The 18,826-nt window shown below is 67.5% G+C and carries 19 protein-coding genes, 1 tRNA gene and 1 pseudogene; 12 read left to right on the top strand and 9 right to left on the bottom strand.

Translation table 11 applies throughout. The features are described from left to right. Window positions 1-371: 371 nt before the first annotated feature. Window positions 372-1,241, bottom strand: a complete 870-nt coding sequence (locus QE360_RS12785) for a LysR family transcriptional regulator (RefSeq protein WP_309702023.1) — start codon at window positions 1,239-1,241, stop codon at window positions 372-374. 94 nt (window positions 1,242-1,335) lie between these two features. Here QE360_RS12785 and bla point away from each other — a divergent pair, with 94 nt between their 5' ends. Beyond that, window positions 1,336-2,208 carry a subclass B3 metallo-beta-lactamase gene (gene bla / locus QE360_RS12780; protein WP_309702021.1) on the top strand — a complete coding sequence of 291 codons (873 nt, stop codon included), beginning with the start codon at window positions 1,336-1,338 and terminating at the stop codon, window positions 2,206-2,208. A 270-nt stretch (window positions 2,209-2,478) separates the two neighbouring features. Here bla and mltG read toward each other — a convergent pair. From mltG to fabD, 6 genes and pseudogenes are all read right to left on the bottom strand, one after another. Then, a pseudogene (gene mltG, locus QE360_RS12775) lies at window positions 2,479-3,448 on the bottom strand (endolytic transglycosylase MltG). A gap of 258 nt (window positions 3,449-3,706) precedes the next feature. Next, a complete protein-coding gene (gene fabF / locus QE360_RS12770) occupies window positions 3,707-4,963 on the bottom strand; it encodes a beta-ketoacyl-ACP synthase II (RefSeq protein WP_309702019.1) in 1,257 nt (418 codons plus the stop codon). A 121-nt stretch (window positions 4,964-5,084) separates the two neighbouring features. Continuing rightward, window positions 5,085-5,321 carry an acyl carrier protein gene (locus tag QE360_RS12765; protein WP_007403554.1) on the bottom strand — a complete coding sequence of 79 codons (237 nt, stop codon included), beginning with the start codon at window positions 5,319-5,321 and terminating at the stop codon, window positions 5,085-5,087. Window positions 5,322-5,451: 130 nt separating this feature from the next. Further along, entirely contained in the window at window positions 5,452-6,192 is a 741-nt protein-coding gene (fabG, locus tag QE360_RS12760; RefSeq protein WP_309702017.1) for a 3-oxoacyl-[acyl-carrier-protein] reductase, read from the bottom strand. A gap of 2 nt (window positions 6,193-6,194) precedes the next feature. Further along, window positions 6,195-6,623, bottom strand: coding sequence for a GxxExxY protein (locus QE360_RS12755; protein WP_309702015.1), 429 nt, complete (start codon window positions 6,621-6,623; stop codon window positions 6,195-6,197). Between the two features lie 28 nt (window positions 6,624-6,651). After that, window positions 6,652-7,611, bottom strand: coding sequence for an ACP S-malonyltransferase (gene fabD, locus QE360_RS12750; protein WP_309702013.1), 960 nt, complete (start codon window positions 7,609-7,611; stop codon window positions 6,652-6,654). Window positions 7,612-7,869: 258 nt separating this feature from the next. Between fabD and rpsF the strand changes: the two genes are divergently transcribed. Genes rpsF through rplI form a run of 3 tightly spaced genes read left to right on the top strand, consistent with a single transcriptional unit; the run spans window position 7,870 to window position 9,111 of the window. Beyond that, window positions 7,870-8,280, top strand: a complete 411-nt coding sequence (gene rpsF, locus QE360_RS12745; RefSeq protein WP_037567458.1) for a 30S ribosomal protein S6 — start codon at window positions 7,870-7,872, stop codon at window positions 8,278-8,280. Next, complete coding sequence (gene rpsR, locus QE360_RS12740; protein ID WP_007403456.1) at window positions 8,280-8,504, top strand: 30S ribosomal protein S18; 225 nt, start codon at window positions 8,280-8,282, stop codon at window positions 8,502-8,504. The genes rpsF and rpsR overlap by 1 nt, the downstream gene beginning before the upstream one ends. Window positions 8,505-8,517: 13 nt before the next feature. Beyond that, a complete protein-coding gene (gene rplI, locus QE360_RS12735; RefSeq protein ID WP_307099521.1) occupies window positions 8,518-9,111 on the top strand; it encodes a 50S ribosomal protein L9 in 594 nt (197 codons plus the stop codon). A 334-nt stretch (window positions 9,112-9,445) separates the two neighbouring features. Here the strand turns inward: rplI and QE360_RS12730 are convergent, their stop codons facing one another. Further along, on the bottom strand, window positions 9,446-9,871 hold the full coding sequence (locus QE360_RS12730; protein ID WP_309702011.1) for a hypothetical protein: 426 nt from the start codon (window positions 9,869-9,871) through the stop codon (window positions 9,446-9,448). 50 nt (window positions 9,872-9,921) lie between these two features. Further along, the gene (gene mutL, locus QE360_RS12725) at window positions 9,922-11,709 is read right to left on the bottom strand and encodes a DNA mismatch repair endonuclease MutL (protein ID WP_309702009.1); all 1,788 of its coding nucleotides are present in this window, start codon (window positions 11,707-11,709) and stop codon (window positions 9,922-9,924) included. 133 nt (window positions 11,710-11,842) lie between these two features. Between mutL and QE360_RS12720 the strand changes: the two genes are divergently transcribed. The 8 genes from QE360_RS12720 (at window position 11,843) to QE360_RS12685 (ending at window position 18,782) form a co-directional block, all read left to right on the top strand. Next, a complete protein-coding gene (locus QE360_RS12720; RefSeq protein WP_261267979.1) occupies window positions 11,843-12,883 on the top strand; it encodes a rod shape-determining protein in 1,041 nt (346 codons plus the stop codon). A 24-nt stretch (window positions 12,884-12,907) separates the two neighbouring features. Continuing rightward, a complete protein-coding gene (gene mreC / locus QE360_RS12715) occupies window positions 12,908-13,777 on the top strand; it encodes a rod shape-determining protein MreC (RefSeq protein ID WP_309702007.1) in 870 nt (289 codons plus the stop codon). After that, the gene (locus QE360_RS12710) at window positions 13,774-14,298 is read left to right on the top strand and encodes a rod shape-determining protein MreD (RefSeq protein WP_309702005.1); all 525 of its coding nucleotides are present in this window, start codon (window positions 13,774-13,776) and stop codon (window positions 14,296-14,298) included. Before mreC ends, QE360_RS12710 begins: the two co-directional genes overlap by 4 nt. Before the next feature lie 2 nt (window positions 14,299-14,300). Next, window positions 14,301-16,373 carry a penicillin-binding protein 2 gene (gene mrdA / locus QE360_RS12705; RefSeq protein WP_309702004.1) on the top strand — a complete coding sequence of 691 codons (2,073 nt, stop codon included), beginning with the start codon at window positions 14,301-14,303 and terminating at the stop codon, window positions 16,371-16,373. Continuing rightward, complete coding sequence (rodA, locus tag QE360_RS12700; RefSeq protein WP_307099534.1) at window positions 16,370-17,482, top strand: rod shape-determining protein RodA; 1,113 nt, start codon at window positions 16,370-16,372, stop codon at window positions 17,480-17,482. The genes mrdA and rodA overlap by 4 nt, the downstream gene beginning before the upstream one ends. A 116-nt stretch (window positions 17,483-17,598) precedes the next feature. Further along, window positions 17,599-17,674, top strand: a tRNA-Lys gene (locus QE360_RS12695). A gap of 77 nt (window positions 17,675-17,751) precedes the next feature. Further along, the gene (locus QE360_RS12690) at window positions 17,752-18,114 is read left to right on the top strand and encodes a DUF6481 family protein (RefSeq protein ID WP_307099536.1); all 363 of its coding nucleotides are present in this window, start codon (window positions 17,752-17,754) and stop codon (window positions 18,112-18,114) included. Then, window positions 18,111-18,782 carry a spermidine synthase gene (locus QE360_RS12685; protein WP_309702001.1) on the top strand — a complete coding sequence of 224 codons (672 nt, stop codon included), beginning with the start codon at window positions 18,111-18,113 and terminating at the stop codon, window positions 18,780-18,782. Before QE360_RS12690 ends, QE360_RS12685 begins: the two co-directional genes overlap by 4 nt. Window positions 18,783-18,826: the final 44 nt, after the last annotated feature.

Genomic DNA, 18,826 nt, shown 5'->3' with positions numbered 1-18,826 from the left:
TCGACATTCAGTATTGCTTCTTCTTTCCCTCTCCCCTGGACAGGGGAGAGGGTTAGCGAAGCTTGCCAGCCTGCTGGCTAGCGCAGCTTGGGTGAGGGGTGGGCGCTCGCTTCGCGAGCGCCCACCCCTCACCCAGCTCCGACTAAGCCTTTGCTTTCGCAAAGGCCAAGTCTGCGCAACCCTCTCCCCTCTGCGAGGGGCGAGGGAAGGAAAGGCATCGATGAATGTCGATCGGCCCTAATGTAGAATCCTCCCCAGCTTGGGAAGGTGGCAGTCCGATGGACTGACGGAGGGGCTGCAACAGGCGCGTCCTTGGGTGTACCCCCTCCACCACCGCCTTGCGGCGGCCCCCCTCCCCGTACCGGAGAGGATCAGTGCTGGACCGCCTCCATCAGCCACTGACGAAACGCCTTCATCGCCAGCCCCTCTTTCCGTGACAGCAACCGGGTCAGCCAATAGCATCCGGCGTCGATCTCGATCGGGAAAGGCTGGACCAGCCGCTCCGTCGTCAGTTCGTGGCCGAACATCACTTTGGGCGCGAGCGCGACGCCCAGCCCGGCCATGGCCGCCGCCACCATCAGGGCAGAGCTGTCGAACATCGGTCCGCGCAATGCCGGTGCCGGAGCACCCGCCGCCGCGAACCAGCTTTCCCACTCGCTGACCCGATAAGATCGCAACAGCCGCTCGCGCGCCAGATCCCCCGGCTCGCGCAGCCGCGTGGCGGCAAGCGGCGCGCAAAGCGGGGTCAGCGGCGCCGCCATCAACCGCTCGGCATGGGTGCCGTGCCACGCGCCGTCTCCGAAGCGGATGGCATAATCCAGCCCCTCCCCCGCCAGATCGACCCGATTGTTGTTGATCGACACGCGCAGGTCGATGTGCGGATGGGTGGCCGCGAAATCGTCCAGCCGCGCGAGCAGCCAGCCGGTGGCGAAGGTCCCGACCACGCCGATGTTCAGCACATATTGGAACCGCCCATCGGCGAAGCGATCCAGCGTCGCGCCGATTCGGTCGAACGTCTCCGCCAGCACCGGCACCAGTGCCTGCCCATCATCGGTCAGCGCCAGCCCTCGCGGCAGGCGGTGGAACAGCCGCGCCCCCAGCCTTTTCTCCAGGCCTGCGACCTGATGACTGACCGCGCCCTGGCTGACGCATAGCTCGATCGCCGCGCGAGTGAAGTTCAGATGCCGTGCCGCCGCCTCGAAGGCGCGCAGGGCGTTGAGCGGCAATTGGGCGCGGTCCATGCTTCATCATGAAATGCGCTCATGGCTCTGTCGAGGGAAGATGCTTTGTCACCGGCGCGCATCACCGGCATCAGGGGGGCGAAGGAGATGGGACATGCCGATCCGAATAGCCGCCGCGCTGATCCTCGCCGCATCCGCAACCGCCGCACCCCAGCATGCCGACGATCCGCTGATCCGCCCGATTATGACCGACCGCACCGCCGAATGGCTGGCCCCGCGCCCGCCGGTTCGCGTCTTCGGCAACAGCTATCTGGTCGGCTTTGGCGGCCTGAACGTCGCGCTGATCGATACCGGCCGGGGGCTGATCCTGATCGACGGCGCGCTGCCCCAGGCCGCGCCCGCGATCCTCGCCAATGTCGCCCGGCTCGGCTTTCGCCCGCGCGACATCAAATATATTCTCAGCACCGAGCCGCATTTCGACCATGCCGGCGGGATCGCCGCGCTGGCCCGCGACACCGGCGCGACCGTCATCGCGAGCCCGCGCGGGGCCCAGGGCCTGCGCACCGGACGGCTGGCGGCGGACGATCCGCAGCGCGGCTATGACAGCCGCTTCCCGGCGGTTTCCAAAGTGCGGACGATCCGCGACGGGGAAACGCTGACGCTCGGCAACACGACCGTCACCGCACGCGCGACGCCGGGGCACACGATGGGCAGTCTCAGCTGGAGCTGGCGGAGCTGTGCGAACGGATCATGCCGCGCGATCGTCTTCGCGGCGAGCCTGAACCCCGTCTCGACCGACGAGTATCGTTTCTCCGCCCCGGCCAACAAGCCGGTGGTCGCCGCCTTCGCCCGGGGGCAGGCGGCGATGCGGGCTCTGCCCTGCGATATCCTGATCACCGCGCATGCCGATCAGGACGGCGCCACCGACCGCTTCCGCACTACCCCAGGCGCCTGCCGCGCCTATGCCCTCTCGTCGCAGCGCGCCCTGGCCCGGCGCATCGCCAAGGAGCGGCACGGCGCACGCTAGGCCCGATCGATATTCACGATTGTGTCTTCTTCCCCTCTCCCCTGGACAGGGGAGAGGGTTAGCGAAGCTTGCCAGCCTGCTGGCTAGCGCAGCTTGGGTGAGGGGTTGAGCGAGCCCCGAAGGCTCGCGCGCTCGCTCGGCGAGCGCCCACCCCTCACCCAGCTCCGACTAAGCCTTTGCTTTCGCAAAGACCAAGTCTACGCAACCCTCTCCCCTCTCCCCTCTGCGAGGGGCGAGGGAAAGAAAGGCATCGCCGAACCCTAATACGGCTTACATTTCCCCGCGCTGGCGGCGGATCGCGTACCATTTCTGCACATTGGCATTATGCTCGGCCAGCGTGTCGGCGAAGACATGGCCGCCCGATCCGTCCGCCACGAAATACAGCGCCTTGCTGTCAGCCGGATCGAGCACCGCGTCGATCGAGGCGCGGCCCGGATTGGCGATCGGCCCGACCGGCAGGCCGGGGCTGGCATAGGTGTTGTAGCCGTTCTTCGCGTGCAGTTCGGACCGCAGGATGCGGCGGCCGAGCGGACGCCCCTTGGTGATCGGATAGATGACGGTCGGATCGGCCTGAAGCGGCATCCCGATGCGCAGGCGATTGCCATAGACCGCTGCCACCGTCCGGCGTTCGGAGGGCTGGCCGGTTTCCTTCTCGACGATCGAGGCGAGGATGATCGCCTCCTGCGGCGACTTGACCGCGATGCCGGGCTTTCGGTTGGCCCAGGCGCGGGCGAGATAGTCCTTCATCGCCTTCTGCATCCGCGCGACGACCCGAGGCGCGCGTGTCGCCCTTCTGATAGGCATAGCTGTCGGGCAGGATCGATCCCTCCGCGGGCACCGGCACATCGCCGGTCAGCCCGTCGGCGCGCATCAGCGCGTCATGGACCAGGATCGAGGGATAGCCCTCCGGCACCGGCACCAGCCGCTGGCGAACCTTGCCCTCCTGCAGCAGCGCCAGCACGTCCGAGGCGCTGGCCTGTTCCGGAATCGCATATTCGCCCGCCTTGATCGCGCCGCCATGGCCGAACAGACGCGCATAGAGCCGGAAGCGCCCCGCCGAGCGGATCGCACCCGCCTTCTGGAGTGCGGTGGCGGCGCGCGCCAGGCTCGCACCCTCGGGAACGACGACCGCCAGCGGCTTGTCCGCCGGGCCGCTGCCCGCCCAGTCATGCGCGACCCAGCCGAAGACGGCGATGCCGATCAGCCCCAGCAGCAACCCGATACAGCCGACCTTGCGCATATCTCACCCGGTTTTCGACAAGGGCGCACAGGCCCGGACAGGAAACAACCCCGGCACCGATCCGGGTCCGCTTGCCTGCCCGCCCGATGGCGCGAGCCAAGGCGTTTTGCAAGCGGACCCGACAGTGGCCGGGGTTGGAATTCTAATACTGCACGCCGTTCGCACTGAGCGAAGTCGAAGTGCACGCCCTGAACGCACCCAGCATCCCGTGGCCTTCGACTTCGCTCAGGCTGAACGGAGGTCAGGAGCGGTGAAAGCTCAGATCGCCTTCATCACCAGCGAGGCATTGGTGCCGCCGAAGCCGAACGAGTTGTTCAGCACCGCCTTCACTTCGCGCTTCTTGGCGACGTGGGGAACCAGGTCGACGCCCTCGGTCCCCTCGTCCGGATTGTCGAGGTTCAGCGTCGGCGGCACGATCTGGTCGCGCAGCGCCAGGATGCAGAAGATGCTCTCGACCGCACCGGCGCCGCCCAGCAGATGGCCGATCGCCGACTTGGTGCTCGACATGGACGCACCCGACAGGTCGTCGCCGAACACCCGCTTGGCGGCGGCCAGCTCGATCGTATCGGCCATGGTCGAGGTGCCATGCGCGTTGATATAGTCGATGTCCGACGGCTCCATGCCCGCCTTGCGCAGCGCCATGCGCATCGCATTCTCGGCGCCCTTGCCCTCGGGATGCGGGGCGGTGACGTGATACGCGTCGCCCGACAGGCCATAGCCGACCACCTCGGCATAGATCTTCGCGCCGCGCGCCTTGGCGTGCTCATATTCCTCGAGCACGACGACGCCCGCGCCCTCGCCCATCACGAAGCCGTCGCGGTCCTTGTCATAGGGACGGCTCGCTTCGGTCGGGCGGTCGTTCATGCTCATGTTGAGCGCGCGCGCCTGGGCGAAACCGGCCACGCCCAGCGGGTTGATCGTGCTTTCCGCACCGCCCGCCAGCATGATGTCGGCATCGTCGTCACGGATCATCCGCGCCGCGTCGCCGATCGAATGCGCGCCGGTCGAGCAGGCGGTGACGACCGCATGGTTCGGGCCCATCAGGCCGTATTTGATGCTGACCTGGCCCGAAATCAGGTTGATCAGGCGACCATGGACGAAGTGCGGGCTGACCCGGCCGGGGCCCCGCTCATGCAGATTGACCGATTCGATCTCGATGCCCGGCAAGCCACCGATGCCCGAGCCGATCGACACGCCCGCGCGCAGCTTCGTGGCCTCGTCCATCTCGGTCAGGCCGGCATCTTCCAGCGCCTGTCCGGCGGCGTCGATGCCATAGACGATGAACGGATCGACCTGGCGCTGGACCTTGTGGTCGACGCGCTTGTCGGGGTCGAAGCCATATTCATGATCCTTGGGCTTCACCTCGCACGCGATGGTGCATTTCTGCCCGGTGGTATCGAACCGCGTGATCGGACCGGCGCCGGACTTGCCAGCGATCAGATTGGCCCAGGCGGTTTCCACGTCCGCGCCCAGAGGCGTGACAAGACCCAGTCCGGTTACGACGACGCGCCGCATATTCCACTCCATTCCACAACGAAAACGGCTCCCCGCCCGCTAGTCGGGGTCGGGGAGCCGCTTGAAACCTGGCCTTGGCGGCCCGTTCGGCCCGCATCATCTGCGGGCCGAGGCCCCGGTATCAGGCCTTGTTCTCGTCGATGTACGTGATCGCGTCCTTGACGGTCGTGATCTTCTCGGCGGCATCGTCCGGGATTTCGACACCGAACTCTTCCTCGAACGCCATGACGAGCTCGACGATGTCGAGGCTGTCGGCACCGAGGTCGTCGATGAAGCTCGCGTCCTCGGTCACCTTGTCGGCTTCGACGCCGAGATGCTCGACGACGATCTTCTTCACGCGGTCGGCGGTCTCGCTCATGGTAATCCCTTCTCGTAATTCATCGGGGGTTGATACTTCCTGAACGCACGTAGAACGCGCGCCCATGTCTGGCAAGCCCGTCCAGCGACGGACTTTGGCCAGGATAAGGTCATTCGTGTCCGTCAGCGGTTCAAAGCATCGCCATGCCGCCATTGACGTGCAGCGTCTGGCCGGTGACGTAGCCCGCCTCCTTGGACGCCAGATAGACGACGGCGGCGCCGATATCCTCGCCCTTGCCCAGATCGCCCGCCGGAATGCGGGTCAGCAACGCCGCCTTCTGCGCGTCAGGCAGCACGTCGGTCATCGCCGAGCGCATGAAGCCCGGCGCGACGCAATTGACGGTGATGTTGCGGCTGGCCAGTTCCTGCGCGACCGCCTTCGACATGCCGACCAGGCCCGCCTTGGACGCGGCATAGTTTGCCTGCCCCGGATTGCCCGTGGCGCCGACGACCGAGGTGATCGAGATGATACGGCCGAAACGCGCCTTCATCATCGGCTTGGCCGAGGCGCGGATCAGGCGGAACGCGGCTTCGAGGTTGACGCGGATCACCTGATCCCACTCCTCGTCCTTCATCCGCATGGTCAGATTGTCGCGGGTGACGCCCGCATTGTTGACCAGGATGTCGAGCTTGCCGCCCAGCGCTTCCACGGCTTGCGGGATCAGCGCATCGACCGCAGCGGGGTCGGACAGGTTGCACGGCACCGCGACATGATCGCCGCCCAGCTCTGCACGAAACGCCTCCAGCTTGTCGATATTGGAGCCGGACAGCGCCAGCTTGGCCCCCTGCGCCGCCAGCGCCTTCGCCACCGCCGAGCCGAGGCCACCCGATGCGCCGGTCACGAGGGCGGTCATTCCTGTCAGATCGAACATGCTTATTCTCCGATTCTTTGGTTCACGCGGAGACGCGGAGACGCGGAGGGAGTGTGGGAATTGACGATCCGTCGCACCCCTTCTCTCAGCGTTGCGCCGCCAAAGTTGATCAGCAGACCGACTGGCTGGCCGGTCAGTCTCAAATAGGTCAGCAATTGTTTGGCATGAGCGGCGGAAAGCCGCTCGACGGATTTGATCTCCACGAGCAATCGCTCGTCGACAAGCAAGTCAATGCGAAACGCGGCATCGAACGTCATGCCGTCAAAATGAATATCGACGGGGCGCTGGCGCGCCACGGGCAAGCCCATCTGAACGAGCTTGCCCGCCAGCACGGTTTCATAAACGCTTTCCAGAAGACCAGGCCCCAAGTCGCGATGCATCCGCAACGCAACGTCGAGAACCGCTCCACTGATTTCGTCTATGTCCCGCATCTCCGCGCCTCCGCGTCTCCGCGCGAAATCAAAGTTTCGCGAGCAGCCCCTCGATATCGTCCATCGTCACGACGCTGACCGCGTCCGCATCGGGCGCGATGCGCTTGACCATGGGGCCGAGCACCTTGCCGCCGAACTCCACGAACTGCGCCACGCCCGCCGCTTCCATCGCCAGCACCGATTCGCGCCAGCGGACCATGCCCGTCACCTGTGCCACCAGCAGCGCACGGATCGCGCCCGGATCGGCGACCGGCGCCGCCTCGACATTGGTATAGACCGGCACCAGCGGCGCGCGGATCGTCGCCTCTGCCAGCGCGGCGTCCATCGCGTCGGCGGCGGGCTGCATCAGCGGGCAGTGGAACGGCGCCGACACCGGCAGCAGGACGGCGCGCTTGGCGCCCAGGTCCTTGGCCAGCGCCACTGCCTTCTCGATCGCGGCACGGTGGCCCGAGATCACCACCTGACTCGGGTCATTGTCATTGGCAACCGTGCAGACCAGCGGCTCGCCACCCTCGGCCAGCATCGCATCGACCGCCGCGCCCGCAATGACCTTCGCCTTTTCGAGGTCCGCGCCCAGCAGCGCGGCCATCGCGCCCTCACCCACCGGCACCGCCGCCTGCATCGCCCGGCCGCGCAGCTTGAGGAGACGCGCGGTCGTCGCCAAGTCGATCGCATCGGCCGCGCAAAGCGCCGTATATTCGCCCAGCGAGTGGCCCGCGACGAAATCGGCCTTTTCCGACAGGCGGACGCCGCCTTCCTTCTCCAGCACGCGCAGGGTCGCGATGGCATTCGCCATGATCGCGGGTTGCGCATTCTCGGTCAGGGTCAGCTCATCCGCGGGCCCCTCGACCATCAGGCGATAGAGATGCTGGCCCAGCGCCTCGTCGACCTCCTGGAACACCTCGCGGGCGACCGGGCTCGCCTCGGCCAGCGCCTTGCCCATGCCGACGGCCTGGCTGCCCTGGCCCGGAAAGATGAATGCACGCATGTTCGTATCTGCCATGAAACGGTAATAGGATGGCCCGCGCGGTAGAAAGGTCGCCCGCCGCTGGCAAGTCCGCGTGCCCCTTCGCCGCTTGCCTTTTGCCGCCAAATCGCTATGAGCCAGCGCACCATTGGGCGGGAAGCACCTGCTTCACCCGCCCTCATGCCATTTTGGCGTGACGGTATTGAAGTATGGAAGACAGCCGGAGGGGCGTCCCACATGGGGTGGGCGTCAGCGATCGGCCAACATAAGGTAAGCTGCATGGCTCTTTACGAGCACGTGTTCCTTGCGCGCCAGGATCTGGCACAGGCGCAGGTGGACGCGCTGGCGGAAGCCGCCACGAAGATCGTCGAGGACAATCAGGGCAAGGTCGTGAAGACCGAGACCTGGGGCCTGCGTTCGCTGGCGTACAAGATCGCCAAGAACCGCAAGGCGCATTACGTCATGCTCGAAATCGACGCCCCCGCGGGTGTCGTCGCCGAGCTGGAGCGCCAGACCCAGATCAACGAAGACGTGATCCGCTACATGACCGTCAAGGTTGACGGCCATGAAGAAGGTCCGTCGGTGATGATGCGCAAGCAGGAGCGCGACCGCGAGCGTCGTGCCGATCGTGGCGAACGCCCCGACCGCGCTGACCGCCCCCGTCGTGATCGTGAAGAGGAAGCCGCATAATGGCCCGCCCGTTTTTCCGTCGCCGCAAGAGCTGCCCCTTCTCCGCGAAGGATGCGCCCCGGATCGACTATAAGGACGTCCGTCTGCTCCAGGGCTTCGTGTCCGAGCGCGGCAAGATCGTGCCTTCGCGCATCACCAGCGTGTCGGCCAAGAAGCAGCGCGAGCTGGCCCAGGCCATCAAGCGCGCCCGTCACCTGGGCCTCCTGCCCTACGTCGTGAAGTAAGGAGTCCTAAGAGATGGACGTTATTCTGCTTGAGCGCGTCGAGAAGCTCGGCGCCATCGGCGACGTGGTCACGGTGAAGGACGGCTTTGCCCGTAACTTCCTGCTGCCGCGCAAGAAGGCGCTGCGCGCCAACGAAGCCAACAAGAAGGTGTTCGAGGCCAACCGCGCCCGCATCGAAGCCGAGAACGCGAACCGTCGCGCCGAGGCCGAGGTCGAGTCGAAGACCTTCGAGAACGCCACCGTCACCCTGATCCGTCAGGCGTCGAACGTCGGCCAGCTGTACGGCTCGGTCGCGGTGCGCGACCTGGTCGAGGCGCTGGTCGCCGACGGCCACAAGGTCAACAAGAGCCAGATCGTGCTCGACCGTCCGATCAAGGCGATCGGCCTGTACGACGTGCGCGTCGCGCTTCACCCGGAAGTGGCCGTGACCGTCAAGGTCAACGTCGCCCGCTCGCCGGAAGAAGCCGAGATGCAGGCGCAGGGCGTCGACGTCATGGCCTCGATGTTCGAGCGTGACGAAGCCGGCTTCACCGAGGATTACGATCCCAACGCCGAGCCGGGCGCCACCGCCGAGGTTCAGCCGGAGCAGGACGAAGCGCAGGGTTAATCCCGACGCTTCGGCCCTCGGTCGAATAGAAGAAGGGCCGTCCGGCATGTCCGGGCGGCCCTTTTTTTGTGTCCTGTGGGTGGGCGGGCCACAATGAACCAGCCGTGCGGGGATCAGCTCAGGGACAGGTGACGCACGCGCTGACGACCGCAGCCAGCGGAATGAGCGCGCAAATGAGTGGCATGATATGTTTCATGATGATGCCCGATCCTGTCCAACGGACGATAAATAAACGGCCGGGTGCAAAAGTTTCGTTACGATGAACGCACGACCGAAAAATTTTCGGTTCGCCGCTCCATGGGATCGGTTCGTCGCCAAGACAAGGGGCGGTAAGCTATCGCTTGATCCAAGCAATCAGGCGGCGGGCGTGATCGTCCGCCAGACCCAGAAGTTCGGCGACCTCCTCGACACGGATGTCCGGTCGATCGCGGCGCAAATCCTCGATCGTCCAGATAAGCGAGTCTGCCATCGGCTCCAGGAAGCAACAGGGTGTCGCCAGCGAGCGCGCGATGCGGAGTACGTCTTCGTACGTTGCGAACCTCTCCGGCCATGCGTTCGCGGTCAGGATCCGGGCAGCCTCCGCCTCGTTGATCCGCGCGAGCAAATGCTCGTCAAAGATGCGCTCCTCCTGCGCCACCAGCCAATATTGGGTGCACGCCCGACACTGGTCGAGATAGCGCCACCATTGCGGATCGCCCGGCGACGCTAGCTCTTGAACCGTCGCCAGGAATCGCTCGTCGCGCCCCTGATGATCGCCCATCGGGATATGCGCAATGTCTGGCAACGAGGCGCACAGACAATCTGTCATCGTCACTTCCGCCCGAACAGCTTCTCGATATCGCCGTGCTGCAATTTCACCCAGGTTGGGCGACCATGATTGCATTGCCCGGAGTGCGGCGTGACCTCCATCTCGCGGAGGAGCGCGTTCATCTCCGCGACCGACAGGATGCGGCCCGCGCGGACCGAGCCGTGGCAGGCCATGGTCGCCGCGACATGATCCAGCCGTTCGCGCAAGGACAGCGCCTGGTCGAACGCCGCGAGTTCGTCCGCCAGATCAGCGACCAGCCCCTTGGGATCGCTCTGCCCCAATAAAGCTGGCGTGGCGCGGACCAGCATCGCGGTCGGGCCGAAGCGTTCGAGATCGAGCCCGAACTCCGCCAGTTCCTCGGCGCGCGCCTCCAGCCGGTCGCAGGCGGGTTCGTCCAGCTCGACCACTTCGGGGATCAGCACCGCCTGCGACGCGATCCGCCCACCAGTCAGCGCGGCGCGCATCCGCTCCAGCACCAGCCGCTCGTGCGCCGCATGCTGGTCGACCAGTACGAGGCCATCCTCGGCCTCGGCGACGATATAGGTCTTGGCGACCTGTCCGCGCGCGACGCCCATCGGATATTGGCGCACCTCGGGCGGGGGTGCGAAGGCGGCTTCGGCGCGGGCGAGCGGCGGCGGGGCCGCAAAGCCGGGGCGCGGCGCGAAGAGCGACTGGCGCTCCATGACGCGCGTCTCGGGTGCGGATGCGGCCCAGTTATCGAGCGGCGGCGTGCCCCCGGGCGGAGCGGCGACGCTCTCGCTCTGCCACATCGCCAGCGCCGAGTCGGGCGGGCGCTGGACGCTGCGATGCCCGGCCTCGTCGAGCGCGCGGCGCAGGCCCGACACGATCATCCCCCGGATCAGCGCGGGGTCGCGAAAGCGGACCTCGGTCTTGGCCGGGTGGACGTTCACATCGACTTCGGACGGCGGCATGTCGAGGAACAGCGCCACCACCGCGTGCCGATCGCGTGGCAACATCTCGGCATAAGCGCCTCTGATCGCGCCCATCAGCAGGCGATCGCGGACCGGGCGGCCATTGACGAACAGATATTGGTGGTCGGCGATGCCCCGGTTGAAGGTCGGCAGCCCCGCCACGCCGCCCAGCGACACCGTGTCGCGCACCCAGTCGATCGCGACCGAGTTTTCCGCGAGTGCCCGGTCGGTCAGCCCGGCGACGCGCCCCGGCCGCTCCTCCCCGCCCGGCACGGTCAGCACCCGCCGCCCGTCATGCTCCAGGGTGAAGGCGATGTCGGGGCGTGCCATCGCCAGACGGCGCACCATGTCGAGACAGGCGGCATATTCCGACCGGGGCGAGCGCAGGAACTTGCGCCGGGCCGGGACACGCGCGAACAGGTCCTCGACCAGGATGCGGGTGCCGGGCGGCACGGCCGCGGGGCCGTCGCGCAGCACCTCGCCATTGTCGACCACCCGGCTCCAGCCGTCGCTGCCCGCCGGACGACTCTCGATCGTCACGCGCGCGACGCTGGCGATGGACGGCAGGGCTTCGCCGCGAAATCCGAGGGTTAGGACCGATTCGATCGCCTCGTCGGGCAGCTTGGAGGTGCAATGCCGCTCCAGGGCGAGGGCCATGTCCTCGGCCGACATGCCGCATCCGTCGTCCGCCACCTCGATCCGGCCGACCCCGCCCTGACCCAGCGCGACCGCGATCCGCGTCGCCCCGGCATCGATCGAATTTTCGACCAACTCCTTCAACGCACTGGCGGGCCTTTCCACCACTTCACCGGCCGCGATACGATTGACGAGATGGGGAGGCAGACGCCGTATTGACATGCGGCAAACCCTAGCCCAAGCGACGGCATCCCGCGACCCCGCAAATGACGGTGCAGGTGCCTGTGACGGCTCTTGGCGGCGGTTCGGGATATGAGTCACGCCCACCCGGTCCACAGACGGAACGAAAGCCTCGATGCCCCTCCCCCGCTTCCTGAAATTCATGTCGCAAGACATGGCGATCGACCTCGGCACCGCGAACACCGTGGTCTATGTCCGCGGACGCGGCATCGTGCTGAACGAGCCGTCCGTCGTCGCGGTCGAGACGATCAACGGCATCAAGAAGGTGAAGGCGGTCGGTGACGACGCCAAGCTGATGATGGGCAAGACGCCGGGCAATATCGAGGCGATCCGTCCGCTTCGTGACGGCGTGATCGCCGACATCGACGTCGCCGAACAGATGATCAAGCACTTCATTCTGAAGGTGCACGGCCCCCGCAAATTCGCGCGCTGGCCCGAGATCGTGATCTGCGTGCCGTCGGGTTCGACCAAGGTCGAGCGCCGCGCCATCCGCGACGCCGCCTCGAACGCGGGTGCCAGCCAGGTCTTCCTGATCGAGGAGCCGATGGCCGCCGCGATCGGCGCCGACATGCCCGTCACCGAGCCGATCGGATCGATGGTGGTCGATATCGGCGGCGGCACGACCGAAGTCGCGGTGCTGTCGCTTCGCGGCCTCGCCTACACCACCTCGGTCCGCGTCGGCGGCGACAAGATGGACGAGTCGATCGTCTCTTACGTGCGCCGCAACCATAATCTGCTGATCGGCGAAGCCACCGCCGAGCGGATCAAGCAGGAAGTCGGCATCGCGCGTCCCCCGGCGGACGGCATCGGCGTGACGATCCAGATCAAGGGCCGCGACCTCGTCAACGGGGTGCCCAAGGAAATCCAGATCAACCAGGGCCAGATCGCCGAGGCGCTGTCCGAGCCCGTCGCGACCATCGTCGAGGGCGTCCGCGTCGCACTGGAAAACACCGCGCCCGAACTGGCCGCCGACATTGTCGACCAGGGCATCGTCCTGACCGGCGGCGGCGCACTGCTCGAAGGGCTGGACGAGGTGCTGCGCGACGAAACCGGACTGCCGGTGACGGTGGCGGAGGATCCGCTGACCTGCGTGGCGCTGGGCACCGGCCGTGCGCTGGAAGATCCGATGTACCGCGGCGTCCTGCTGAACGGCTAACCTCCAGCATAAGGGGACCGGCGCATGGCGCCCGCCCGCGACCGTCGCACCGGGTTTTCGCGACGGCGGCAATATGGAGCTTTCCTGGCCTATGTGCTCGCGGTGGCGGGTGCGGTGGTGGGCGTGGTGCTGCTTGTCGCATCCACGTTCAACCCACCCGCCTTCGCCGGCTTGCGCATGACGCTGGGCAGCGTCACCGCGCCCGTCTCCGGCGCCTTCGTCGCGGTCGGCGACGCGGTCGACGACATTCCCCAGGCGATCGGGCGTTATTTCTTCGTCCATTCGGAAAACGAACGGCTGCGCGCCGAACTCGCCCAGTCGCGCCAGCTGCTGCTGACCGCGCGCACCATCGCCTATGACAATCGCCGCCTGCGCACCTTGCTGGCGGTGCGCGACCGGACGCCCGACACCGTCGTCACCGCGCGGCTGGTCAGCTCGACCGGCAGCAGCGGTCGCCGCTTCGCGCTGCTCAATGCGGGGCGGTGGCAGGGCGTCGCGCCCGGCATGGCGGTGCGCGGTCCCGAGGGGCTGATCGGACGGGTGACCGAAGCGGGGCCCGCCGCCGCGCGCGTCCTCCTGCTGACCGATCCCGAAAGCATCGTGCCGGTCCGCCGCACCCGCGACGGCCTGCCCGCCATCGCGGTCGGGCGCGGCGACGGGACGCTCGACATACGCTCGGTCAACACCAATGTCCGGCTGGCCAAGGGCGAGCTGTTCGTCACCTCGGGCACCGGCGGGCTCTATGCCCCCGATATTCCCGTCGCCCGCATCCGCGCCGATGGCGGCGATACGGCGGTGGCGCGGCCCTTCATCCATCCCGACACGCTGGATTTCGCGATCGTTCAGCGCGCCTTCATGCCGATGCCGGTAACGGCGCCGTCGCCCCGGCCGTGACCCTCGACATCAGCAACCCCTTCGACCCCGGACTGCCGCCCGCACGCGCCCGCGCGCTGCCCTGGCTGACCGTGATGGCCGGTTCGCTCCTCGCCATCGTGCCGGTGGTGGCGATCGTACCGTTGCAGCCGCCCATGGGCCTCGTCATGCTGCTCGCCTGGCGGCTGGTTGCGCGGTTCGCGCTGCGGCTCTGGGCGGCCGCGCCGCTGGGGCTGTTCGACGATCTGCTGTCGGGCCAGCCGCTGGGCTCGGCGATGCTGCTCTGGTCGCTGACCTCGCTGGCGATCGACCTGTTCGAGCATCGGCTGGTGTTCCGTGACTTCTGGCAGGACTGGCTGATCGCCAGCGGCGCCGTCGCCTTCTGCCTGATCGCGGGGCGTTTCCTGGCGGTGCCGGTCGGCGCGCAGGTCGATGCGGCGCTGGTCATCCAGATCGCGATCACCATCCTGCTCTTTCCCATGGCGACCCGGCTGGTCGCATGGATCGATCGCAAGCGTGGCCGCAATGAGGTAGGGGCATAGGCATGGAACGCCAGGGGCGGATCATGACCGAGGCGGCACAGGCCTACAGCTTTTCCCGGCGCGCCTTCGTGCTGGGCGCGGCGCAGGGCGCGGTCGGCCTGCTGCTGGCCGGGCGTATGGCCTGGCTGTCGATTGCCCAGAACGAGAAGTATAATCTCCTCTCCGAGAGCAACCGCGTCAACACGACGATGATCCCGCCGCGTCGCGGCTGGCTGATCGACCGGCACGGCCTGCCCATCGCCAATAACCGCACCGATTTCCGCGTCGACATCATCCCCGACCGGCTGGAGGACAAGGACCGCGTGCTGGCGCTGCTCCGCCAGATCCTGCGGCTGGACGACGAGGCGATGAACCGCATCCGCCTCGACCTCGAACATGCCGCCGGGTTCCAGCCGGTGCAGGTCGCCGAGCGGCTCGACTGGGAGCGGTTCGCGGCCGTCAGCGTCCGCCTGCCCGAGCTGCCCGGCGTCCAGCCGACACGGGGCTTCGCGCGCTTCTATCCGGCGGGCGCGGCGGTGGCGCATCTGACCGGCTATGTCGGCACGCCCACCGCCGAGCAGTTCAAGGCGACCCACGACCAGCTGCTCGTCACCCCCGGCTTCAAGCTGGGCAAGGACGGGCTGGAAAAGATGCTGGAGCCGGTGCTGCGCGGCAAGCCCGGCGCCAAGCGGGTCGAGGTGACGGCGCGCGGCAAGGTGGTGGCCGAACTCGCCACCCGCCCCGACACGCCCGGCCGCAACATCCGCCTGACCATCGATGCGGGGCTCCAGGAATTCGCGGCGCGGCGGCTGGGGACCAATTCGGGCTCGGCGGTGGTGCTCGACTGCCGCACCGGCGAGACGCTGGCGATGGTGTCGATGCCCGCCTATGACCCCAACAGCTTTTCGGACGGGATCAGCCATCTGGAATGGGCGATGCTGTCGGAGAACGACCATGTGCCCTTGATGAACAAGGTGACGCAGGGGCTCTATCCGCCGGGCTCGACGGTCAAGCCGATGAACGGCCTCGCGCTGCTGGAGGCCGGGGTCGGCGCCGAGGACCGGGTGCTGTGCACCGGTGCGATGCGGGTCGGCACCGGCGTCTTCCACTGCCACAAGCGCGGCGGGCACGGCGCGCTGAACCTGAAGGGCGCGATCGAGCAGAGCTGCGACATCTATTTCTACGAGATGATCCGCCGCATGGGCTATGACCGGATCGCGCCCATCGCGCGGATGGTCGGGCTGGGCCAGAAATTCGACCTGCCGCTCAGCGCGCAGCGTTACGGCACGGTGCCAGACCCCGAGTGGAAGCTGCGGAAATACAAGAAGAAGTGGACGATCGCGGACGGCCTGAACGCCTCGATCGGACAGGGTTATGTGCTCGCCAACCCGCTTCAGCTGGCGGTGATGGCGGCGCGGATCGCCTCGGGCCGCGCCTTGCAGCCCAGCCTGCTGGCGCATCAGGTCCATCTCGACGCCCCCGCCCTGCCCGTCGCCTCCGAGCATCTGGCGGTCGTGCGCGACGCGATGTTCGGCGTGGTCAACCAGGGCGGCACCGGCGGCGCGGCGCGGATGCTGGTGCCGGGCGTCAGCCTGGCCGCCAAGACCGGCACCGCGCAGGTCCGCCGGATCACCATGGCGGAGCGGCGCATGGGCGTGCTGAAGAACGGCCAGCTGCCCTTCAAGCTGCGCGACCATGCGCTGCTCGTCTGCTTCGCCCCCGCCGACAATCCGCGTTACGCGGCCGCCGTCGTGCTGGAGCATAACGGCCATACCGTGCGCAATCTCGACGCGCCGCTGATCGGGCGCGACATCATGACCTATCTGTTCGACCGCGACCGCGCATTGGCGTCGCTGGCGCAGGACGAGCCCACCTGGGGCGGCGACATCGCCACGCGCATGGCAGCCGAGGAAGCCGCCTATCGCGCGGCACAGGCCCCCAAGCCCGCCTCCGCCGCGACCAAGACCGATGCCGGTGCCCCCACCGCCGCCCCGGCGGTCAAGGCCGCGACCAACGTTTCCGACGCACAGGCCGAGGCGATGGCCGCCAGCAGCAGCGAGCAGCCCGCCGACGATGCCGGGACCACCGACGAATGAGCGGCCCCCGCATCATCCCCGAACCGATCGCACAGCTGCCCTGGCGGGTGATCCTGCTGGTCATGGCGATCGGCTGTTTCGGGCTGGTCGTGCTCTATTCGGCGGCGGGCGGCTCGCTGACCCCCTGGGCCAAGCCGCAGGGCGTGCGCTTCTTCGTGCTGCTCGCGGGGTCGCTGGTGCTGTCGCGACTGCCGCTCGACCTGTGGCGACGCATCGCCATGCCCGGTTATCTGATCCTCGTCGTCGCGCTGGTGCTGGTCGAACTGCTGGGCGCGGTGCGCGGGGGCAGCCAGCGATGGCTGGACGTGGGCTTCATCCGGCTTCAGCCGTCCGAGCTGATGAAGCTGTTCATCGTGCTGGGCGCCGCGCGTTTCTACGAGATGATGCCGCCCGCCGAAACCAGGCGCTTCTCGGGCATATGGCCGGTCGCGGCGATGATCGGCGTGCCCGCCGCGCTGGTGATGAAGCAGCCCGATCTGGGCACCGCGCTGATGATCTGCGCGGGCGGGGCGACCGTCATGTTCCTTGCCGGGGTGCCGCTGCGGCTGTTCATCGGCGGGGCGATCGGGCTGGCGGTGATGGCGCCGCTCGCGGTCAATTTCCTGCTGCACGACTATCAGCGCAACCGCGTGCTGATCTTCCTCGACCCCGAAAGCGATCCGCTGGGCACCGGCTATCACATCAGCCAGTCCAAGATCGCGATCGGCTCGGGCGGTATCTGGGGCAAGGGGTTCCTGAACGGCACCCAGAGCCATCTCGACTATCTGCCCGAGGGGCATACCGATTTCGTCTTCGCCACCATGGCGGAGGAATGGGGACTGGTCGGCGGCTGCTTCCTGATCCTGGCCTTCCTCCTCGTCATCCGCTGGGGCCTGAACGTCGCGCAGGCCGCGCCCAACCGCTTTGCCCGGCTGACCGCGGCGGGGCTGTCCACGACGATCTTCATCTATGTCATGGTCAATCTGATGATGGTCATGGGGCTGGCCCCGGTGGTCGGCATCCCGTTGCCGCTGGTCAGCTATGGCGGATCGTCGCAGATGACGGTGTTGCTGTGCCTGGGCATCTTGATGGCGATCGACCGCGAGAATCGCCGCGCCGCCCGCTGGTGATCGACAAAAAATCGGCCGCACACGCAAAAAGCATTTGCAAAGCCCGACCACGGTGCTAAAGGCGCGCCTCCCGATCACGAGGCGGGCCGCCGGACGGCCAGGTCGACGTGACGAACGGACGCATAGCTCAGTTGGTAGAGCAGCTGACTCTTAATCAGCGGGTCCTTGGTTCGAGCCCAAGTGCGTCCACCAGTTTCTCCAACGGCTCTGCAGCGATGCGGGGCCGTTGTGCTATGGGGCCGTCCGGCCCCCAACGGGATAGATGATTGATGGCAGGATATAAGGTTCCCGGTTTCGCCGATCGCGCATCGGCTTCGCGCGACGCCAAGGCGGCCGCGCTCGAAAAGCTGCGCAACAAGGCCGCGCCCGACCCGGCGGTGGTCGCCGCCCGCGCCGCCGCGCGCGAGGCCAAGGAGGCCGCCGAGGCCGAGCGCCGCGCCGCGCACAAGGCCGCGATCGAGCAGGAAAAGGCCGCGCGCGAGGAAGCCCGCGCCAAGGCGAAGGCCGAGGCCGAGGCCGCTGCGGAGGCCGCCGCTGCCGCCGCGCGCCCGCCAGTGGTCCCGACCGCCGCCGAGCTGAAGGCCGCCCGCGACGCCCGCTACGCCGCTCGCAAGGCGCGCCAGGGCAAATGACCCCGCGCGAGCTGCTCGGCATTGCCGAAGTGCCGGGCGGCGAGCCCCTGCGGCTGTTCCGCCGGGGCAAGGACTTCATGATCGTGCTCGATCGCAACGAGCTGATGAGCACGCGGATGAGCGGCTCCGAGGTGGCGTTGGGCACGATGACCTGCGACCGGCTGGGCGGCCGCGCGGCGCCGCATCTGCTGATCGGCGGCTATGGCATGGGCTTCACCCTGCGCGCCGTCCTGGCCAAGCTGGGGCGCGATGCGCGGATCACGGTGGCCGAGCTGGTGCCCGGCATCATCGAATGGGCGCGCGGGCCGATGGCCGAACTGACCGCCGGATGCCTGGACGATCCCCGCGTGACCCTGGCGATGGGCGATGTCGGCAATGCGATCTATGCGGGGCGCGGGGCTTATGACGCGATCCTGCTCGACGTCGACAACGGCCCAGACGGGCTGACCCGGCCGGACAATGACGGGCTCTATTCGCTTCGTGGACTGGACGAGGCCCGCGTCGCGCTGCGCCCCGGCGGCGTGCTCGCCATCTGGTCCGCCGCGCCCGATCCGGTGTTCACCCGGCGGCTGTCGCGCGCGGGCTTCATCGTCGACGAGGTGAAGGTGCGCGCGCGCGAGAACGGCAAGGGCGCGACCCACACCATCTGGTTCGCCACGCCGCGCTGAACGCCATCGTCGGCCCTGCAAAAGCTGGGCCGACCGTCATCGGC

This window comes from Sphingomonas sp. SORGH_AS_0789 (assembly GCF_031453055.1).
GTDB lineage: Bacteria > Pseudomonadota > Alphaproteobacteria > Sphingomonadales > Sphingomonadaceae > Sphingomonas.
Note: the sequence above shows the minus strand (reverse complement) of the source record. Positions and strands in the feature narration are given on the sequence as shown.